The 19,167-nt window shown below is 42.8% G+C and carries 9 protein-coding genes; 1 reads left to right on the forward strand and 8 read right to left on the reverse strand.

Going from position 1 to position 19,167, the window contains the following annotated elements; translation table 11 throughout:
• Positions 1 to 5: 5 nt before the first annotated feature.
• From C4F40_RS18420 to C4F40_RS18455, 8 genes are all read right to left on the reverse strand, one after another.
• The gene (locus C4F40_RS18420; protein WP_196940897.1) at positions 6 to 3,503 is read right to left on the reverse strand and encodes a SusC/RagA family TonB-linked outer membrane protein; all 3,498 of its coding nucleotides are present in this window, start codon (positions 3,501 to 3,503) and stop codon (positions 6 to 8) included.
• A gap of 210 nt (positions 3,504 to 3,713) precedes the next feature.
• Positions 3,714 to 4,949, reverse strand: a complete 1,236-nt coding sequence (locus tag C4F40_RS18425; RefSeq protein WP_231390129.1) for an exo-beta-N-acetylmuramidase NamZ family protein — start codon at positions 4,947 to 4,949, stop codon at positions 3,714 to 3,716.
• A gap of 391 nt (positions 4,950 to 5,340) precedes the next feature.
• A complete protein-coding gene (locus C4F40_RS18430) occupies positions 5,341 to 6,978 on the reverse strand; it encodes a SusD/RagB family nutrient-binding outer membrane lipoprotein (RefSeq protein ID WP_196940898.1) in 1,638 nt (545 codons plus the stop codon).
• Positions 6,979 to 6,982: 4 nt separating this feature from the next.
• The gene (locus C4F40_RS18435; protein ID WP_196940899.1) at positions 6,983 to 10,063 is read right to left on the reverse strand and encodes a SusC/RagA family TonB-linked outer membrane protein; all 3,081 of its coding nucleotides are present in this window, start codon (positions 10,061 to 10,063) and stop codon (positions 6,983 to 6,985) included.
• Positions 10,064 to 10,705: 642 nt separating this feature from the next.
• Positions 10,706 to 11,779: a tRNA wybutosine-synthesizing protein 4 beta-propeller domain-containing protein gene (locus C4F40_RS18440; protein ID WP_196940900.1), complete on the reverse strand. Its 1,074-nt coding sequence runs from the start codon at positions 11,777 to 11,779 to the stop codon at positions 10,706 to 10,708.
• Between the two features lie 161 nt (positions 11,780 to 11,940).
• Positions 11,941 to 13,251, reverse strand: coding sequence for an ATP-binding protein (locus tag C4F40_RS18445; protein WP_196940901.1), 1,311 nt, complete (start codon positions 13,249 to 13,251; stop codon positions 11,941 to 11,943).
• A 131-nt stretch (positions 13,252 to 13,382) separates the two neighbouring features.
• Positions 13,383 to 14,102, reverse strand: coding sequence for a 3-ketoacyl-ACP reductase (locus tag C4F40_RS18450; RefSeq protein ID WP_196940902.1), 720 nt, complete (start codon positions 14,100 to 14,102; stop codon positions 13,383 to 13,385).
• Positions 14,103 to 14,190: 88 nt separating this feature from the next.
• Positions 14,191 to 16,926 (reverse strand): family 78 glycoside hydrolase catalytic domain, encoded by a 2,736-nt coding sequence (locus C4F40_RS18455; protein WP_231390130.1) that lies wholly within the window; start codon positions 16,924 to 16,926, stop codon positions 14,191 to 14,193.
• Between the two features lie 200 nt (positions 16,927 to 17,126).
• Here C4F40_RS18455 and C4F40_RS18460 point away from each other — a divergent pair, with 200 nt between their 5' ends.
• The gene (locus tag C4F40_RS18460) at positions 17,127 to 18,737 is read left to right on the forward strand and encodes a DUF6377 domain-containing protein (protein ID WP_196940904.1); all 1,611 of its coding nucleotides are present in this window, start codon (positions 17,127 to 17,129) and stop codon (positions 18,735 to 18,737) included.
• Positions 18,738 to 19,167 lie beyond the last annotated feature (430 nt).

The raw sequence follows: 19,167 nt of genomic DNA on the forward strand, positions 1-19,167 counted from the left end.
TTAAATTAAAATCCTATTTGCACCCCTGCAGAAGCAGATCGAAACGATGGATTACCCAATCCTGTCCTACCGAGATTATAATTACTCGAGGCCGTCAGTGACGTAACTCCCGATATAGCCTCCGGATCAATAGGCAACCCTCTCAAATTATCAAATGTGATAAAGTTTTCTAGTGACACATACACCCTAGCACTCTTGAACTTTACGCGATTCGCTATGTTGGCGGGTAAATTGTATCCTACCGTAATGTTTTTAATTTTAAGATAAGACATATCCAACATATAACGGGATTGCGGGCGCATGACCCAATTGGAACTGGATCCATTCATATGCCACGCTCTGGGATAAAATGCATCCGTACGATCCTCACGCCAGTAATCCTCAGCAATAACCTGGGACATCGCCCCATCTCTGACATGATAACCCGGAGTAGCCAATGGCCCCTCGCCCCATATACTTCGTTTGCCCACCCCTTGAAAAAATACAGCCAAATCAAAGCCTTTGAAATCCGCTCCCAATCTAAATCCATACTCGTACCTTGGTGTGATATTTCCGATTACGGTCACATCTCCGGGATTACCATTTGTACCATTACCATTATCAATAAAACCATCTCCATTCAGATCGGCAAATTTGACATCGCCTGGACTGATCATCATTACCGGTCCACCATCTTGAAAATAGGTTTGATAGACTGGATTTTCTCCTGCTAGTACATTAACTGTTCTGGCGGAACCATTTCTAATAATGGTCGTCGTTACAAAATCTCCGTTACTATCGTATAGAAAATCCTCCTTCTGATACAAACGGTCGGTCACAAAACCGTAGACATCTCCATATGTCCGACCTGTCGAAAACTGAGAAGGTGAAGTTGTGCTATGCCCCAAAGGAATCCCTCTATTTTCCCAAGGCGTATTATGATCCGCACCTCTTGTTGTAACGCTTACTGCATCAGATATATTTGCATTAATGGATAAGCGTAATCCATTATCAAACTGATGCGCGTAATCCACGGCAATTTCCCAGCCTCTTGTCCTAAGATCGCCATAATTACCCGTTGGCGCACCCGTTCCAAAAGTAGCCGGCAAAGTTTCACCCGGGATAAGCATATTCTTCGTATTACGCTCAAACCAATCTGCTGTAACGCCCAGCTTATTATTGAAAAAGCGTAAATCAGCGCCAAAATTTAAATGTTCAATATCTTGCCAGAGAATATCTCCCTGAAAAGACGCCGGTGCGTTTACCTGGCGTAATATACTGCCTGCGCCTATCCATGCCGGACTATTAGGTATGACCATTCGTGGTATATACCAATTATTTGCGACCGATTGGTCGCCTATTCTACCCCAAGACCCTCTAAATTTAGCAAAACTTAGTACAGGTCTTAGCCCTTCCATAAAGCGCTCATTGGAAAGCACCCATCCTGCTGAAAAAGACGGAAACCAGCGCCATTTTAGGTGCGCAGGAAACTTTGAAGATCCGTCATAACGCAGATTTGCCTCGACAAGGTATTTGTCCTGAAAAGCATAATTTAAACGGCCAAAGAAACCTGCCTGAGATTGCCACGCATTCTCCCCTTCGACCAATTGCTCTCCCAAAGCATATTGAAACTGCGGATTATCGGTATGCAACAGAAACTGGCTACGTCGAGAGCTATGGCTAATGTCGTCAGAAGCAACGATATTTGTACCTACCATCATCTTAACATTATGATTCTCATCTACATTCCAATCATATGTTGAAAAAGCGTTAAAAGTATGCCGCTTATCTCTTCGTGAACTCCGACTGACATACGTATTATCTTTCGTCGTATGGTCAACCATAGGAAATTGGTAGGCTGGGATACCGCCGTCGTATGTTCGATCACCGTTTTCATCGACAAAGACAAAACGGCCTTCTGCATCCATCCGAGGCTCTACACCGTACCAATGCTCCCTACCACGCACATAAGGCACGGCAGAAGTTTGTAACCGATCCTCCGCATTGTAAGAATAATCCACCTGTAAATTCCAATTTTTTGTAAAGTCCACCGTCGTTCCCAAATTCAGATTAGTAAAACGATTAGTCGTCACCGCATCAGGTGCTGATCGTGCAGAAAACGCCGGATCAATCAAGTCCTCACCATTATCCTGAACGCCTATAGGGAATAATCTACTCCATCTGAATGCGTACAACCAGGGATCAGAAACATAACCATTTGCATTTAAGGACGTTGGAGTTCTTTTACGCCCTTCCGAAAACATCACACCTCCGCGTATGGTTAAAAAGTCATTCACCTTGGTAGATAAGCGAATCGAGGGGTTGAGACGCATGTAATCATCATGATTGGCGGGTTTCATCATACCATTTTGCTGGATAAAACCTAGACCAACATTATAGGCTGTAGCCCCCCGTCTTCCATTTAGGCTCAGATTATGCATATGCGAAAAGGCATTGTCTTTGACCATAACCTTGGCCGGGTCGTAATTACGCACTCCAAATTTTCTATTCAACGCCCCGTCCCAATACCAATCCCTACCGTACTTTACAGGGTCATCATAAGATACAGATCCTCCATACTTTTCCTCCCATTCGCGCATCAACCGCAAACTATTTTCATCAATCCCCCAAAATCCACCCGCAGGCCCAACACCTTTCATATTGCGATGCGCATCATAAGTATACTGCGCTCCGTCAATACCAGCCATTTCAATATCCTTAAAAGGTGACTGTACAATAAAGTTATTGGAATAAATAAATTCATCCTTCTCGGATTTCGAACCTTTTTTGGTGGTAATCAATACAACACCAAATGCGGCTTTTGCACCATAAATAGAAGTGGAGGCCGCATCTTTCAACACCGTTACCGTTTCGACATCATTTGGATTAACATACTGTAAACTTGGCACCTCCACATTATCGACTAAAACCAATGGTGCTGCGCCGCCATTTGGCGAGGCCACCTGTCCCCTGACACGCAAGAGCGGATCCGAGCCAACTTCTCCCGAAGGTACTCTAATATTTAAACCGGGAATAACACCCTGCAACCCACGTGCGACATCTGGAATCGGACGGTTATGAAATACCTCATCCGCGTTGACCGAAGAGACTGCGCCTGTAAGGTTCGCTCTTTTCTGCGTACCATACCCGACTACGACAACTTGTTCCAAGGAATTCTCATCGTGTTCCAGCACCACGGTTATATTGTCGCTATTGGGTCGGATGTCCTGAGTTTTATACCCCACACTCGAAAATCTAAGAACAGCGCCTTCGGGAGCTGAAACAGTAAAGTTTCCCGATGCATCGGTACTCGTAATCGTAGCGCTTCCGACAACCTGCACCGTCACGCCAAGAACTGGGCCATTGCTATCCGACACCTTACCCCGTATGGTCTGTTGGGTGTCTTTTCCCTTCTTGAAAGATGTTGAATTAGCTATATACACGCTCCCCTTGGCGACCAAAAAGCCCGAAGGCGAAGCAATTGCTATACCTAATGCAACAGAAAATAGTAAAGATCTTCTCATTGTTAGTTTGTTAAAATAATGTTTGACTTCTATCATAATTTGGTTTTAAGAAATGCGGTATTATTTACCTTCTTTCAAACAAACCGCTTAAAACTGAATCTAAATTAGTTAATAAATGTTAAAAACTAAATTTATTATGCACTTTTTATCGCCTTTTAAATTTTATACCGTATAAAAACGCATAATTAAGCACAGTATTGATTCACTTCCCTATTCAAAATCCGGATAGAGCAGATACTTTTTACGCATCTGTTTGTATGCGGTCAATTCGGGTTTCCACGAGACCTTAATTTCAGCTTCCGTTTTGCCCGCTAAAATCTGCTTGCGGAGTTCATCTGTTCCCGCCAGCTTATCGAAAAATTCTGCCCGTGCAAAAAACTTGGATTTATCTGGCATCTTGTTATAAAAATCGAGCACGTATTTCAGTGTGAACTGCTGACTATCTGCATCCAATCCTCTTAAATCCACGCCATACAATTTCTGACCTTTCCCTTCCACATGTTTTGCCATGCCGGCTTTCTCCCCTGGCGTATAAGAGAAATCACCATAGATCGGATCATTATGGCCCACTACCTGAAACGGCCAATCTGTACCGCGTCCTACGGATATATCCGTTCCTTCAAACAGGCAAAGTGACGCATACAACCGCACCGACAAATGATTAGGTAGACTTGGTGATGGAACAACTGGTAATTCATATAGCGATGCATGCGTATAATTCTCGACAGGAACCACTGTCAATTTACATTGCTTCCCATTCTCCAACCATTTTTCTCCATTAATCATCTTTGCCAATTCACCAACAGTCAGACCATGTACCATAGCTATTTTATGGAACGAGACATTGGATTTAAATTTATCGTCTTTACGTACCGGCCCGTCTACCTGATCACCACATGGATTCGGTCTGTCGAACACGATTAGCTCTTTATTGTGCTTTACACATAATTCCATGACGCGATGCATGGAAGTGATATAGGTATAAAAGCGTGCGCCGACATCCTGTAGGTCAAATATCATGACATCGATAGATTGTACGATGGAGTCTTGTTTCTCATTTCCGCCATACAAGGTATACAACGGCAGTCCCGTTTTAGCGTCAACGTCGTTACTTACTTTTTCACCACGTTCTACCGTGCCTCTAAAACCATGCTCGGGCGCAAAGCCAAACCTCAAATCCACCTTTTCGCGCAATAATACATCGACCAAGTGTTCCTTTTCAGCGCCTACAATAGAGGTCTGATTGCCCATAAGCCCTACTTTCTTACCCTTTAATAAAGGTAAATAAACAGAAAGACGGTCAGCTGCGGGAATAATTCCTTTGTGGCCTGCACTCGTATCTTTTTGGGACATGGCACTAGAAGCGTCTTTAGACAGTTGTCTACTCGTGCATGAAGCGAAGGTTACCAAACCTAACAGTAATAATGTGGCAATGCGTGTATTCATAATTTCTGATTTACATTAAGTTTACTCTCTTAAATAGAAAAGGTTACGCCTTACTATTTCATGGTCTTAAGAATAATCTGAAATAAAAATAAAACAAATCATGCACAATACAGCATAATAATTCTTGTTTTTTGTAACAATCTGCACAAACCCTCGCAACAAAGCGCAAGACGAGACCAGCGCACATCTTGTTAAAAAATGTGATAAATCTATCAGAACCATGCATTAAAACGATGGAAAGCCATTTTTATGGCCACACTCACGAATACCTTCGTGTACCAAGTACACAATTTTGTAATATTCTAGTTGCAAATATACCCTGATAGATACGGACGTAACAAAAAAGGTCTGAACGTTTGTCCAGACCTTTTTCAACAATTAAAACTACTAATTATGGTTTATCCCACCATACCGGCTCGTTGATATAAGTCGGCAAGTCGTAATTTGGCGCCGCTAAACGCAACTGGGCACTATTAAAGTTCAGCTCATAAGAAGCCATTGCAAACCTTCTCGGCCAATCTGTTGCACTAGGATAGGATTGTTCGTACACATGAGCTGGCCGCTTATACCCCTTATAAATCCCGGTAGTCTCATTATAATTACCATTCTCATCCGCACTATAATTCATCCTCCGCATATCCACCCACTGCTCGGGTGAGTAAGAAAGCGCGATATATTTTTGAATCATAACATGGCTCATGGTTAATGTGCCCGCACTCTGTACAACCGAAGTACTCGCTAGAAAAGCACTAATGGTATTTGCAGGAATCCCCATAATCTCCATATGAATTTTGATGCCGTCTTTATACGCTGTCCAAGCCAAATCATTCTGATTCTTTCTTAACCTTACTTCAGCTTCAATAAACTTCATTTCCGACCCAGTTAACAATAGACCTTTGGAATTCTTGTGATTATACCAGGTACCGGTAGACAATATCCGACCGTTAGCTGCCTTTGCTTCACGTAACTGCACATATACAGAATCCGCACTATCGAACTTATTTGTTTTGGCATCATATGCATAAGCAGACGGCCCCGTAAGCACCTTCTCACTCGAAAAATCCACTCCTACACTCGCACGCATTGTGCCGTCGCCTTCCTGCGAGTGAGGAACTAATAACGCGAAGCGGGGATCTTGCATATTATTCGCACCGCTAGGAGCGCCAGTATATCTATTTAAGATGTAATCGATGTACAATTTCGATACACGCGTAGCTGCAGAAGTATTCACATACTGCAGGGCAGATTGCGCCGTTGACGTCGTCGTTGAACTTTGATCTACATATTGGTAAATAGTAGACTCTGCAGCAGTCTGTGGCGCATTTTCCAACGCTGCTAAAATTGCGTCAGGATCGTATGTTGACTTTTTGTTCAGGTGCGACAAAAAGCGTGCTTTCAGCCCGTAGGCAAGCTTGATCCAATTCTCGACATTACCCTTGTTGTAGGTATCACCCAGCGCTAAGGCGGGCGCAAATTCAGCCTGCTCCTTCTGCAAATCGACGATTGCCTCGTCCAATAATTTTAAAATTTCGGAATACACGTATTCGGCGTCATCAAATTTAGGGGTCAATATATCTTTGTTATCGAACTCCTGAAAAGGAAGCACCCCGTAGTAATCGGCCAAATAACCGAAACCCCAAGCCCTGATTATTTTGCCAACACCGACATAGTGATGGGCCCCTACCTCTTCGGCTGCCGTGATCATGGGCGCTAGATTTACGGCCGTATTCACATACCACGCCTGCCACGGCCAATTGGCCGCCGCCGCGTCGGAGTACCAGCGTGTAAGCAGGTAATTTCTGGTCGAAGCGCCGTATGTATTCGCAAGCTGATGCGTAACATGTACCGCCCTGGTACCCGCACTTTCATATCCATCTGCAAACTGCGCCAAGATCGAAGGCAACCTTTGCTCCGCCCTTGGCTTCTCAGCAGTACCACTATTGGGATTATCATTTACATCAAGCCATTTATCACAAGAAGAAAAGGATAATGTCGCTACCGCCCCTAGTATAAATATTATTTTTTTCATCGGATTAGAATTTTAAATTAACACCAAATGTAACTCCTGCAGTAGCTGGCACTCCAGCATAGTCGATACCTACAGACCCTGATCCAACTACCCCTGCACCAGCGGCGGAAGTTTCCGGATCAACACCGGAATAATTCGTTAACAACCAAAGATTAGATCCCATGGCATTGAAGGTCGCTCCCTTGATAAATTTCGATTTCGCCAACAGATCCTGTGGCAATGAATAGCTCAATGACACCGAACGTAACCTAAACCAGTTTACCTTCTCTATAAAATGGGGAGTATGTTTCGCGTACACATCCTTATAATATGCTTCGTTGGCAACGACTTCCCGAGATACTGACTCGTATTGCTTTGTATCCGGGTTTAATGCCATGCCTGAAAATGCAATCGTTTCGCCCCGGTTTTCTGTATTTTTACTTGTACCATAGATCGTCATCCAATATTCAGACGCGTTGTAGATATCTCCACCCTTTCTAAAATCAAACAAGAACGATAGATCCCAATTTTTATAGGTAAATGAGTTATTCCAACCTCCTATAAAATCCGGCTCCCTGTTACCCACGTAAGTAGTCGTAGATGAAGAAGTCAGCGGCATTCCGGTTTTCCAGTCCAAAAGTAAATTCCCCGCATCGTCTCTCTGCCATATCGAACCGCTAATTCCCATAAAGTCACCGTTATTATACGAGGCCGCCTTTCCAGTTCCAACCTGTACGTCAGTAACATACAAAATATCTAAGCCACCTATCAACTCCGCAACCTTTCCATTATTATGGGAGAAATTCAACATCGTATTCCACGTAAAATCGCCCTTCTTAACCGGGGTTGCATTCAACGAAAATTCAAATCCTTCGTTGTTCAGTTCGCCAATATTATAGTATGTTAAGATATAACCTGTCGCATTAGAAACCCGAGGCTGAAGTATCTGATCTACTGAATTGGTTTTATAATAGGTAAATTCGAGACCAATACGGTTCCGCAAGAAACGCAAATCGGTACCAATTTCAAACGAGTTCGTTGTTTCCGGCTTTAACATGTCGTTACCTCTGGTCCAGTGGTTTCTAAAGCCACCTCCAATGGTAAGTTCAGGGCCAAATAAAGCCGTCGAGGTGACATATGCCGGTGCGTCCTTACCCACCGAAGCCCACGACGAGCGGATCTTACCAAAAGACAAGATATCATTCTGTTCAAACAATTCGGTAAAGATTAAAGAGCCCGAAATCGAGGGGTAGAAAAAAGAACTGTTCTGTTTAGGCAACGTCGAAGACCAGTCGTTCCGTCCAGTTGCATTAAGGTAGGCAATCCCTTTATATCCCACTCTAAAATCACCGTAAACGCCTACAATTCTCCTGTTGTTAAAAACCTGCGTATAGTATTTGTTGTCTTGGCTAAAATTTTCCATACTTTCAAAACCAGCAAGCTCAAAACTTTCTCCACGCATCGAAGAAGATTTTATTTTGGTATCTTCCGCGTTATTACCCACCAACAAATTGAAATCCCAGTCGTTGATCTGCTTTTTGAAATTCAACATCAAATTACTATTTAAGTATTGATATTTCTTATCCGTATTGGACATCATTCCATTTTGCCAGGCCAGCTTCACGCTCGACCCTGGGGCTACCAGCGTATTAAACTGTGATGTGTAATTATCGACACCCAAGCGATACGTAATATCGAACCAATCGGTGACATTGATATTCGTATATACATTTCCGAGTATCCGATCCGTTTTGTCGGATTGTGGGTTCCGGTTGATTAGCCAATACGGATTGTCCGTATTATTTTCCAAGGCGATCTGCGGTAATAACAGGTTATTTTGGCCATCCGGAGTCAGGTAGTTCTTCATATCATTATTACCAGGCCAGATCAACACAGATTCCATATATCCGTTACCCGAAGACCCCCAAAGGCCAGAACCCGTAAGCGTTTTTCGGGTATCGCTCATGGAATAGGAGGCGTTGGCGCCAAAAGTGAATTTGCCCAATTTCTGCTCCCCGTTAAAGCGTACGGTCGACCGATTGAAATCAGTCGTGGGAACTACTCCGGTCTGGTACACATTAGAACCCGACAGGAAAAAGTTTCCTTTTGCCGATCCTCCTGAGATATTGAAGGAATTATCGTACATATTGGCGACCTCATAAAAGTCCTTCATGTTATCAAACCGAGTTTCGTCTTCCGCAAATGGATCACCCCAAGATTCAAAAGTCTGCGCTACATATTTATTATTATAATAAGAACCTTGTTTATAGGTTGCTTGCTGCTCAGGAAGCTTATTTACCCAGTTAACGCCAAATCTTGAATTAACACCTACCTGAGTTGCACCATCAACACCCTTCTTTGTTGTGATGACGATCGCACCAGCGGCAGCGCGTAGACCATATAAGGCAGCAGCAGCAGGACCCTTCAGTACCGACATCGACTCTATATCTTCTGGATTGATATCCAACGCCCTGTTGCCGTTAGTGGTCGAGATATTCGTACTACCATCAAAAGCCGAGTTATCGCCCTGCCCAGTTGAGTTATCCATCGGAATGCCGTCGATGACGAATAGCGGCTGATTATCTCTTTCCAAGGAAGTACCTCCACGGATAACGATATTAGCCGAAGCACCGGGAGCACCACCTGAATTTGTCACATTCACACCCGCAATCTTCCCATTTAGCGAGTTGATTACATTCGGATTTTTATTCTTCATCAATTCCTCGGCGTTGATATCCTGCACAGCATAGCCCAAGGCTTTCTTTTCACGTTTGATTCCCAATGCCGTTACAACCACTTCGTCCAATGCTTCTTCCGTAGATATCAGCGACACATTATACACGCTACCATCACCGACAGTTTGTCTTTTTTCTTCGGAGCCGATGGCCCGGAAGACCAAGACTTCACCTGGCGCAGCCTGAATGGAAAATGAACCGTCTGCGGTAGTTTGCGTGGAACGTGTCGTTCCTTGCACTGTCACCGTTACGCTTCCCAATCCTTCGCCAGCTGCAGAACTAACGCGCCCTGAAACCGCTTTTTGCTGGGCCATCAAACAGGTTGTCATCATAAACAACCCGATAAAAACTAAGAGTAATTTTTGTTTCATACGTTTGATAGTTTGTTTGTTAAAAAATAATTATTTGTACTGCTACAATCGAAATAACCGGATTTATCATAAGCTTAGCGCTTACAATACTACAGAAAAAAAAATAATCATGCGTTATTTTGCAAGATTATTTAAAATTAATAGAATATTTGGAACAATTACAAACTATATCTGCTTAAAAATCACTTTTAACAACGTGATTATGCTTCTTTTTAATTTTTATCCGCAAATTGACTAAGACCGTATTTATTCAGAAGACCTTCTTTGTAACAGACACCTAGCTTCTTTCCATTATTATCAGCCAGTTAATGCAAAAACCGATTGAACCACCATTTAAATCTAAACCGAATACCGCTACGAGGGATACTGGCACACCTTTCTCTTTAACTTCCAAACCCTGTAAATCAAGAAATCGGGACTGGACAAGTCGAGGGTTGATATGTGCTATACCTTTGTTTTAGACAATCGGCACTAATTAAGTAACCGTATCTAGAAACAAAGGTATAGTAATAATGAAAACAAGAGCAAGACATATAAGTGGTTCCAGCCTACAGATTTTTCTGATGATCTTTTGGCTGTAAATTTCATATCCCAATTATCGCAACCCAAATTACCGTAATGCAGGTTGCGATAACATCTATTTTAATAAGAAACAGTCACCTCGTGATACTCCACCGTAGCCGAGTTCATTAACGCTTTGGCAATATACAATTTGTCGCCATTCGTTAACAGTGAAACCGAGAAGGACGAAGTAACGCCGGTAGTAAGCGGTTGAGCTTTCCATTTCTGCATGGACGGGTTATAGATGTGTAGCTTCATGGTTTGCCAGTCCAGCAGCCAGATCAGGTCTTTGTACACCACTACCGTGCTCATGGTAGGAGCTGAACTGTAATTAAATGGCAGATCGGGCAGCGCCTCCCAACTGCGTGTTGATAGGTCGAAAACACTGAATTTTTTATCGGCACTCCTACCGCCCAGTACGTAAATTTTATTGTCAACTCCCGCTACGCCTGAATGGGATGTAGGATATAGGTAGTCGGGCAATCCGAGCCAAGTATTGTCTTTTATACTGTAATACCGGAATTCTTTCGGACGCGATCGTCCGCCTAGCGAATAAATATTACCACTATATATAGCCGTACCTACTTCGCCGTCCCTAGCAGAATTCGGGTAGTTTAATGCAGTCCATGTATTGGCCGTCACGTCGTAAGCTGCGCTTCCATTGGCAAACAAGTACATTTTTTTGCCATCATTCACTAATTTGCCGCTATATCCGCAAGCACACAGGTCGTCCGTAACGGCAAGTGCTGCAGAATAGCTGTTACTCGCGGTGTTATAGGACAAAAATCGTGGTTTCCCATCGGAAATTGACGTAGCACCATAGTAAATGGTTTTGCCAATCATAGAGAAAAAGACATGCGAATAGTCTACGCGGACACCTGTTTCGGGTGCGTAGATCTTGGTAAGTGAAACGGATATCGCATCGGGATCAATATTGTGCACAGGGGAAGGATCTTTATCCTTGCTGCAACTAACAATTAAAGCGACCAGAAAGACCATTACGTAATGCGAAAGTCCTAGTATCTTGTTGCTATTTATCCTGTCATTCATGTAGTAACTCCTTTCTTTTTCCAATACAATGTTACCCATTTGATCCCGACGCATTTTCGGTAATGAGTGGAGGAGTATCTTGACCGCGTCAAAGAGCTCTTTCATTGAGTAAACGTCCTGGGGGGACCTGAATATGGAATCGCTATCAGCACGAAAAAAAAGAGAATCGAAAATGCAAATGGTTTAACTAGCTGAGGGAACCTTTTGGATATATTTTTGGATACGCATATATCTATGGAGAAACCATATTTAATGCAGCAGTATGCTTACATATCTTCCAAAGACAGGCCGAGAAACTTGATCTGAAATTGAGCAAGCTCTTTCTGTAGCGCTCCGGCTTTTTGTTCTAATATGCGTAAATCTATTTTTTTTGGATTCCTTTTCACTTCAGCTAGCGTCGCCGTCTTATCCAGATGGTTCAAGGCGACAATATCAATTTCATTTTGCCCTTTACTGTCCCAAAAGTTACCCATTTCTGTCACACGCTCCTCCAAGCTTATCTTTTCTCGAAAATATTGTTCAAGGACCAGTCCGCTATACTGTTCGTATCCTTTCTCGATAAATTCACGGAGGAGATCTAACCGTCCTATTTCAATAAGTGCTTGATGCGGGTATATGAATCTAAACCAAAAACTCAGATAATGATCCTTAAGGCGCCATCTGCCTTTTCGACTGTTAGGTTTAGAAAAAATAGGCTTGTTCCGTATAATCAAAGAATAGTGCTGCTCTAAGTTGTTCAGATAAGATCCCGTGTTTTTTTCAATAATAGAATCAATTTCACGCTGTGTATTTTTGCCCGAAGCAATCAATTGGAGTATGGAGAAGTAAGTACCGTATTCCTTACCAAATTCAGTGATCAAAATATCCTTTCCTTCACCTAAGAATGGAGAGTCCGACCGTGTTATCATATCCAACATTTGGTTTTTAGTGACTGCTCCTGCATCCATCAGGAGCTCAATATACTTAGCTACTCCTCCTGAAATCATATATAGACAAAGAAGGTCTTCAGGCTCGAAATCTGGATTGTAATCCTTTAATATCTCTTTTACTACATTCACCTTAAATGGCTGAAGAATCATTTTCGACGTCAACCGACCAAACAAGGGTTCTTTATTGTGCTCAAATATTTTGGTCATTAATGAGTATACGGATCCACAGACGATAAGATTGATCTTAGCCCTGTCTTTATATTGATCCCATAAGTTTTGAATATCGCTAAATACAGAAGGGTTTACATTTTCGAATTCTTGAAACTCATCTATTATAAGTGTAAAATGCTCTTGCAGGGCAAATAACAAAAGCTGTTCAAACAAATCTCTGAAGTAGTTTATAGTGCCAAATATCCGGAGTCCAAGCATCTGTTCGGCATCGTTCTGAAATTGTTGACACAACAAATGCTCATTTTTTCGGGATACAAAAAGATAGAGATATTTCTCCCCCTTAACGGATTCAATCAATAATGAAGTCTTGCCAACTCGCCTTCGACCAATGATTGCTTGGAAACGAGCAATTTCACCGGACTGCTTGAGTATATTCTCCAACAGTGCCAGTTCTGTATGTCTATTGTAAAACTTCATTCCTAATTTAATTAACAAAAATTAATTTAACAACGATTAACTTAACCGCCATTACAAAAATAGATTATATTATATAAACTAACGAATCAAGTTATCATTTATTCGGAAAAAGAGATTGGTTCCGAAGCGTATTAAGGATTGTTCGAAAATATGGAGGCATTGGCCACTAACGCTCTTCTATTCATTTTAAGCATATCACATACCCATTGCGCAAAGTCTTCTGGCTGTAAGACGCTTTCCGGATTGCCATCTGTAAGCCCGCCCTGGATACTCATATCGGAAGCAATGGTACTTGGTGTTAATGTAATGACGCGGATGTTTTCCTTACGCCATTCGGCCATCATCGATTGCGAGAGGGAAATAACGGCAGCTTTTGAAGCGGCATAGGCCGACATGTTACCGCCTCCTTTCAAGCCTGCGGTAGAAGCCACATTAACGATGTCACCTTCGCCTTTCTCTTTCAAAAAAGGATAGACTGCTTTTGCTGCATAATAGACGCCAAAAAGATTTACGCGAATCACATCCTCCCACTGTTTAGAAGACATGTCTGCGATCTTACCAAAATCGCCTACACCGGCATTATTGATCAGTATATCTACACCGCCTAGCTTTTCCGCTAACTTCTTGACACCCTCTTGAACTGCTACTTCGTTGGCTACATCAAACACAGCATAGGCCGCATTGACTCCGATATCGTGTAGCTCGGCGAGTGTAGCTTTCAAGTTCTCTTCATTGCGACCTGTAATTCCGACATGCACCCCTTCTCTGGCAAGATACGAAGCAACAGCTTTCCCTAGACCCCTACCCCCTCCGGTAACTATTGCTTTTTTTCCTTTCAATGTAGTAATCATAGTTTTATTTTATGAATTTGTAATAGACAAACCCAAAAATAAGAAACGGCAGCTATTACAATGTTAACGTTATGTAATCTTAATGCGGTTAATGATTTTCCGAATGAACTGACATCTCGATATTGTGTATACCATTTTCAATTTTAATGGATTGCCCGTGACGTACTGTGCCATTAACTTTTGAAAGTTGCATATTGTCCGGCGCGACAACGGTCGCGCTACTGCCCACTGGTATAGCAACTTGCATCCGGAGCTTATCTTGTTCCAATGTCCAGTCAACGCCGACGGGGCCATAAGGGCTATCAATAGTCGATTTTACCCAGGTCACGCCCTTCGGTATTTGCGGCGAGATGCGCACGTGCTGATAGCCCGGTTTTTTTTCATCGACACGTATACCGCCTAATGCTTGATAAAACCAGGTTCCAATACCGTTATAACAGTTATGTATACGACTACGTTCTCCGTTCCAGTATTCCCAGGTGGTGGAGGCACCCTGATCAATCATATGTAAATAACCCGGATAATCACGTTGCTTCAACATGGTATACATAAAGTCCGCCGCTCCGTTTTCTATCGCCCATTGCGTTAATATCGGCACCCCCACTAGCCCTACAGCGATGTGATTCTGATGCTTTTCGGCAGTAGTGCTATAAAGCTTGTTTTTTACTTGTTCAAAGCGGTCAGAGGGCGTTACACCAACCAACATGGGATAGGTCATGTCGAGCTGCGATCCGGTCGAGTAGGTGTTTTCAACTGCATCAAAAAAGCGGTGATGTAAGAGTTCATTCAGCTGATCCCTACGCTCCGCAAACATCTTTGCATCTTGGGTCTCACCCAGCGTTGCCGCAATTTTTTCCATGGTTGCGAAACATTCACTCACGGTGCAGTTATTTACCAAGCTAATGGAAGACGGGTTGCCGGAGTCGACACCCGCTGGTGCTAGCCAGTCGCCCAGAAACCAATCCCGGTATTTCGTATCTGGCCATCGCTGTAGGAGGCCCTCTACGGTATATTCGTCAACATACGAAAGCCATTGTTTCATCTGCGGATAATAACGCTGTATAAGGCGTGGGTCATTATAATTAACATAAGTACGCCAAGAGGCCATGATCATAAAGCTACACCAATAAGGACCGCCGCCGCCGGCCCCGGGATTTGGTGCCACATGAGGCAGACTTCCGCCTTCCCGCATGGTATCGGCCCAGGCCTGTAGCCAATTGGTATAAAGTGGTGAGACAGCATACATGGTCTGTAATGTATTCGTCGACGAAATACCATCTCCACCATAGCCTGCCCGTTCCAGATGCGGGCAGTCTACCATATAACCGCTAAAACTGAGACAGCGCATGGTATACTGAATCATATCGTGTATCGCATTTAGATCGGGATCGGAACATGAAAAGGATGACGTCGTCTTAAAATCGGTATGAATGAGATAAGCTTTGATATCTTCCGCTTTGGGCGCCGTAGACAGGTTCGAAACCCGAACATACTGAAAGGCGTGATGGTTGAACCGGTTTCGGAACACTTCGGCATTCCGTCCGGCAGCAATGTAGATATCCTGCTGGCCTTGATCCAGAAAGTTTCCCTCTTGATCGAGAAAGTCGCTATATGCTAACACGACTTCCTGCTTCTCCTTCAGGCCGCTCAGCGCTATTTCAAACCAGCCATTGAGCGCCTTACCCATGTCTACAAGCCAAGTGCTGTCATTGAGTTGCTTGATCGCTTTAGGCGTGAAGGTCTGCTGAATTTTATTCGGTTCCGTCATCTGAGGAGAAGCGATATGCGGCGGTATTTCGACGACTTGCACTCCTTGCCATGATCTGCTATCTAGCGTACCCTTCTTCATATCAACGGGATTAAGGCCCGCTTCTACCCGCTCGCCACCAAACTGAAGTGCCCGCCATGTACCTGTATCGCTGTAGCCGCTGGCCGATCCTTGCCAGGAAGCATCGGTCGTGAGAAGTGTAGTCCAGCGCTTATTTTTTTCAAGCACATCAAGCTGTGCTTTTACGAGTGCCCCATCAAATTTAACATCAAATCCGGTTGTCGGCTTATACCACCCTGTCCCCAACCAAAGCACGATTTCGTTCTCACCTTGACGAAGATATGTACTGATATCGTAGGTGGTGATGATTGATCGTTTATCCAAATGCGAAACGGCCGGAGATAGGACATCATCGCCCACCTTCGTACCGTTAATATATACCTCGTAATATCCCAGTGAATTGATGTGTAAAAAAGAGGTCTTCAATTGATCGAGAAAAAAGCCTTTGCGGAGCAAAGGGCTTTGGACCGTAGCGAGTCCAATGTAATCGCCTTGGATACTTTCGTTGTCGATGATCCCCACACCAAAGCGTTCAATATCGCTCCACGCCGATACCTCACCTTTTGCATTCCACACACGCACGCGCCAATAGCAGAGGCTACGTGAAGTCAGCGGTTTTCCGGCATAAGGGATCATCACCGAAGCGCCTGATTTCACTTTTCCAGAACCCCATAGATCCGCCAAGGCATTCTTACGTAAACTTAAGCTGTCCGATGCAACCTGAACTTCATAATAAACCTGTTGCATCTGCCCTTTGCTATAGGTCGTCTTCCAACTGAAGTGCGGGCGAAGGTTATCTATCGCATGTGGCCGAATCAAATTCTCACATCGTAGATCGGACACAGATATCGCTGAAGGGCTTACGCTGCTTGCGCTACCTGTCAACGCGACGAGGGCGAGGAAAAGAAGAATATACCGTATGCTATACGATCGATGTTCCGGATATAAAATAATCATGGTATACAGATTGGATGACGCAAATATATGGATGAACATTAGGCTTTTTATCTTGACAACGTGCCGTTGGTAAATCTTTCTTTTTCAAAAAATACACAAAAAACTAAAAATCAACTCATTACAACCTACCGCCAATACATTATTGGTAAAGCTCAAATACGGGCGGAGAACAGATAATAGAAGTATATTTCGTAGGTTTGTAGGGAAAGGACCAAAAATTATAGATGCCCGTGTTGAAAGTGAAAAGAATTTTATTAACCCTTATCGGCCTGTTATCTTCTTGCCTTGTCGTGTACGCTAGCACGGAGATAGACTCCTTATTGAAGGAGCTTGATAAGACTATTGCAGATCGTAAGTTGTATACATCGATTAAGGAGCAAAAGATAGATGACATTAAAAAAGTGCTTACAACGCAAAGTTCGCTCGACGAGCAATTTCATCTGCACAAAAAAATTATTGAAGAGTACCAATCCTTTATATGTGATTCTGCACTCGTCTATATCGATCGAAATATAGCGATTGCCAAGGTATTGAAGAATGATATTTATTTAGCGGAGAGCAAGCTAAAACTCGCATTCGTGCTGTCGCTATCAGGCCTATTTACGCAAGCGCGGGAGGTGTTTGATAGGATAGAATACCACAAATTACCACAGTATTTAAAGGCTTTGTATTGCTGGGATTACATTCGCTATAATGAAAATCTGCTCAAATACACGGACAACCCAACGTACGAACATATTTATGTAAAAGAGAACCAACGGTATCGGGACAGTTTAATGCATATGCTTGGAAAAGATACAGATATGTATCTGAAAGAAAAGTCGTTCAAATTAAAAGGAGAAGGAGCGTATGCGGAATCGGCTCAGATACTGACGGCATTGTTTAAACAGGAAGAACCTGGCTCGCATAGTTATGGCATGTCGGCAATGGCGTTATCCATGATAAACCGAGCGCTTAAAAATACGGATCTGGAAGTAATGTATCTCCTTCTAGCAGCTATTACCGATGTTAAACTAGCCGTTAAAGAAAATGAATCCTTGCTAACGCTAGCGATCCATCTGCATAAAAATGGGGACGTAAATAGGGCTTATAATTATATACAAGCTTCATTAGAAGATGCAAATTTTTACAATTCCCGTTTCAGGAACGCGGTGATCTCCCGCACCCAGCCTATTATTGAGGCTACATATTTAGCCAAAATCGAAGAGCAGAAAAAGAATCTACGGTTGTATGCGCTCACGTTAAGTGTTTTTGTGATCATCTTGATCTTTACGCTTTACTTTTTATATAAGCAGGTGAAGATCGTATCAAGAGCGCGAAAAAACCTGAAACAGATCAACACTCAATTGATTTCCGTAAATCAAAAATTAGACGAGGCTAATCTGATACGTGAGCGATACATTGGATATTATATTAACCAATGCGCGGTATATCTCGACAAGCTGGATGATTACCGAAAGCAAGTGAATCGCAAAATCAAAGCCGGACAGATTGACGATCTGCAAAAGCTGACTTCCTCCACACGGACGCTTGAAAAAGATGCACAAGAGCTTTATGAACATTTTGATAGCACATTCTTCGAAGTGTATCCCAACTTTGTAGAGGAGTTCAATGCCCTTTTACGAGAAGAAGAGCGGTATCAACTCAAGAAAGATCAGCTGAATACCGAACTACGTATTTTTGCGCTCATCCGTTTAGGGATAACCGATGTCAACCAAATTGCCATATTTCTTCGTTATTCTATACAAACCATCTATAACTATAAGAGCAAAGTAAAGGGAAAAGTACTTGCCGATAGTGATAATTTTGAAGACAAAGTGAAGAAAATAGGCGGTTTTGAAGCCAAATAAATTCTATTCGACCTACCAATTCGACTTCTTTACTTACGCTTAATTATTTCAAAATCAATACTATATCGTTTTAACCCATTTAAAATCGTTTACTTAGATGCCTACCTGCTGCTACAGATGGGCATTTTGCTTTATACATTTGTTTGTGCAAAGCATACAGGTCTTGTGACTCGAAGCACGGAAACGTATTTTGGGTGTCTGCCCTGTATAACTTGCATCCTTTTATGAATTATTTATAAACCATATATGAAGATATCCACGAGTTATACGCGTGTGTACGAATGACCACGAAGTATCATGAGTACCGTTAAAAACGACCGACTTTAAATTCGAATAATACAGTTTGGATATGATGACCGGCATATGCGATATCCAATAAGCACATGATGTGTGCGAGAACCGATAATAAACGATAACGAATACGAATTAT

It is taken from the genome of Sphingobacterium pedocola (assembly GCF_015209965.1).
GTDB lineage: Bacteria > Bacteroidota > Bacteroidia > Sphingobacteriales > Sphingobacteriaceae > Sphingobacterium > Sphingobacterium pedocola.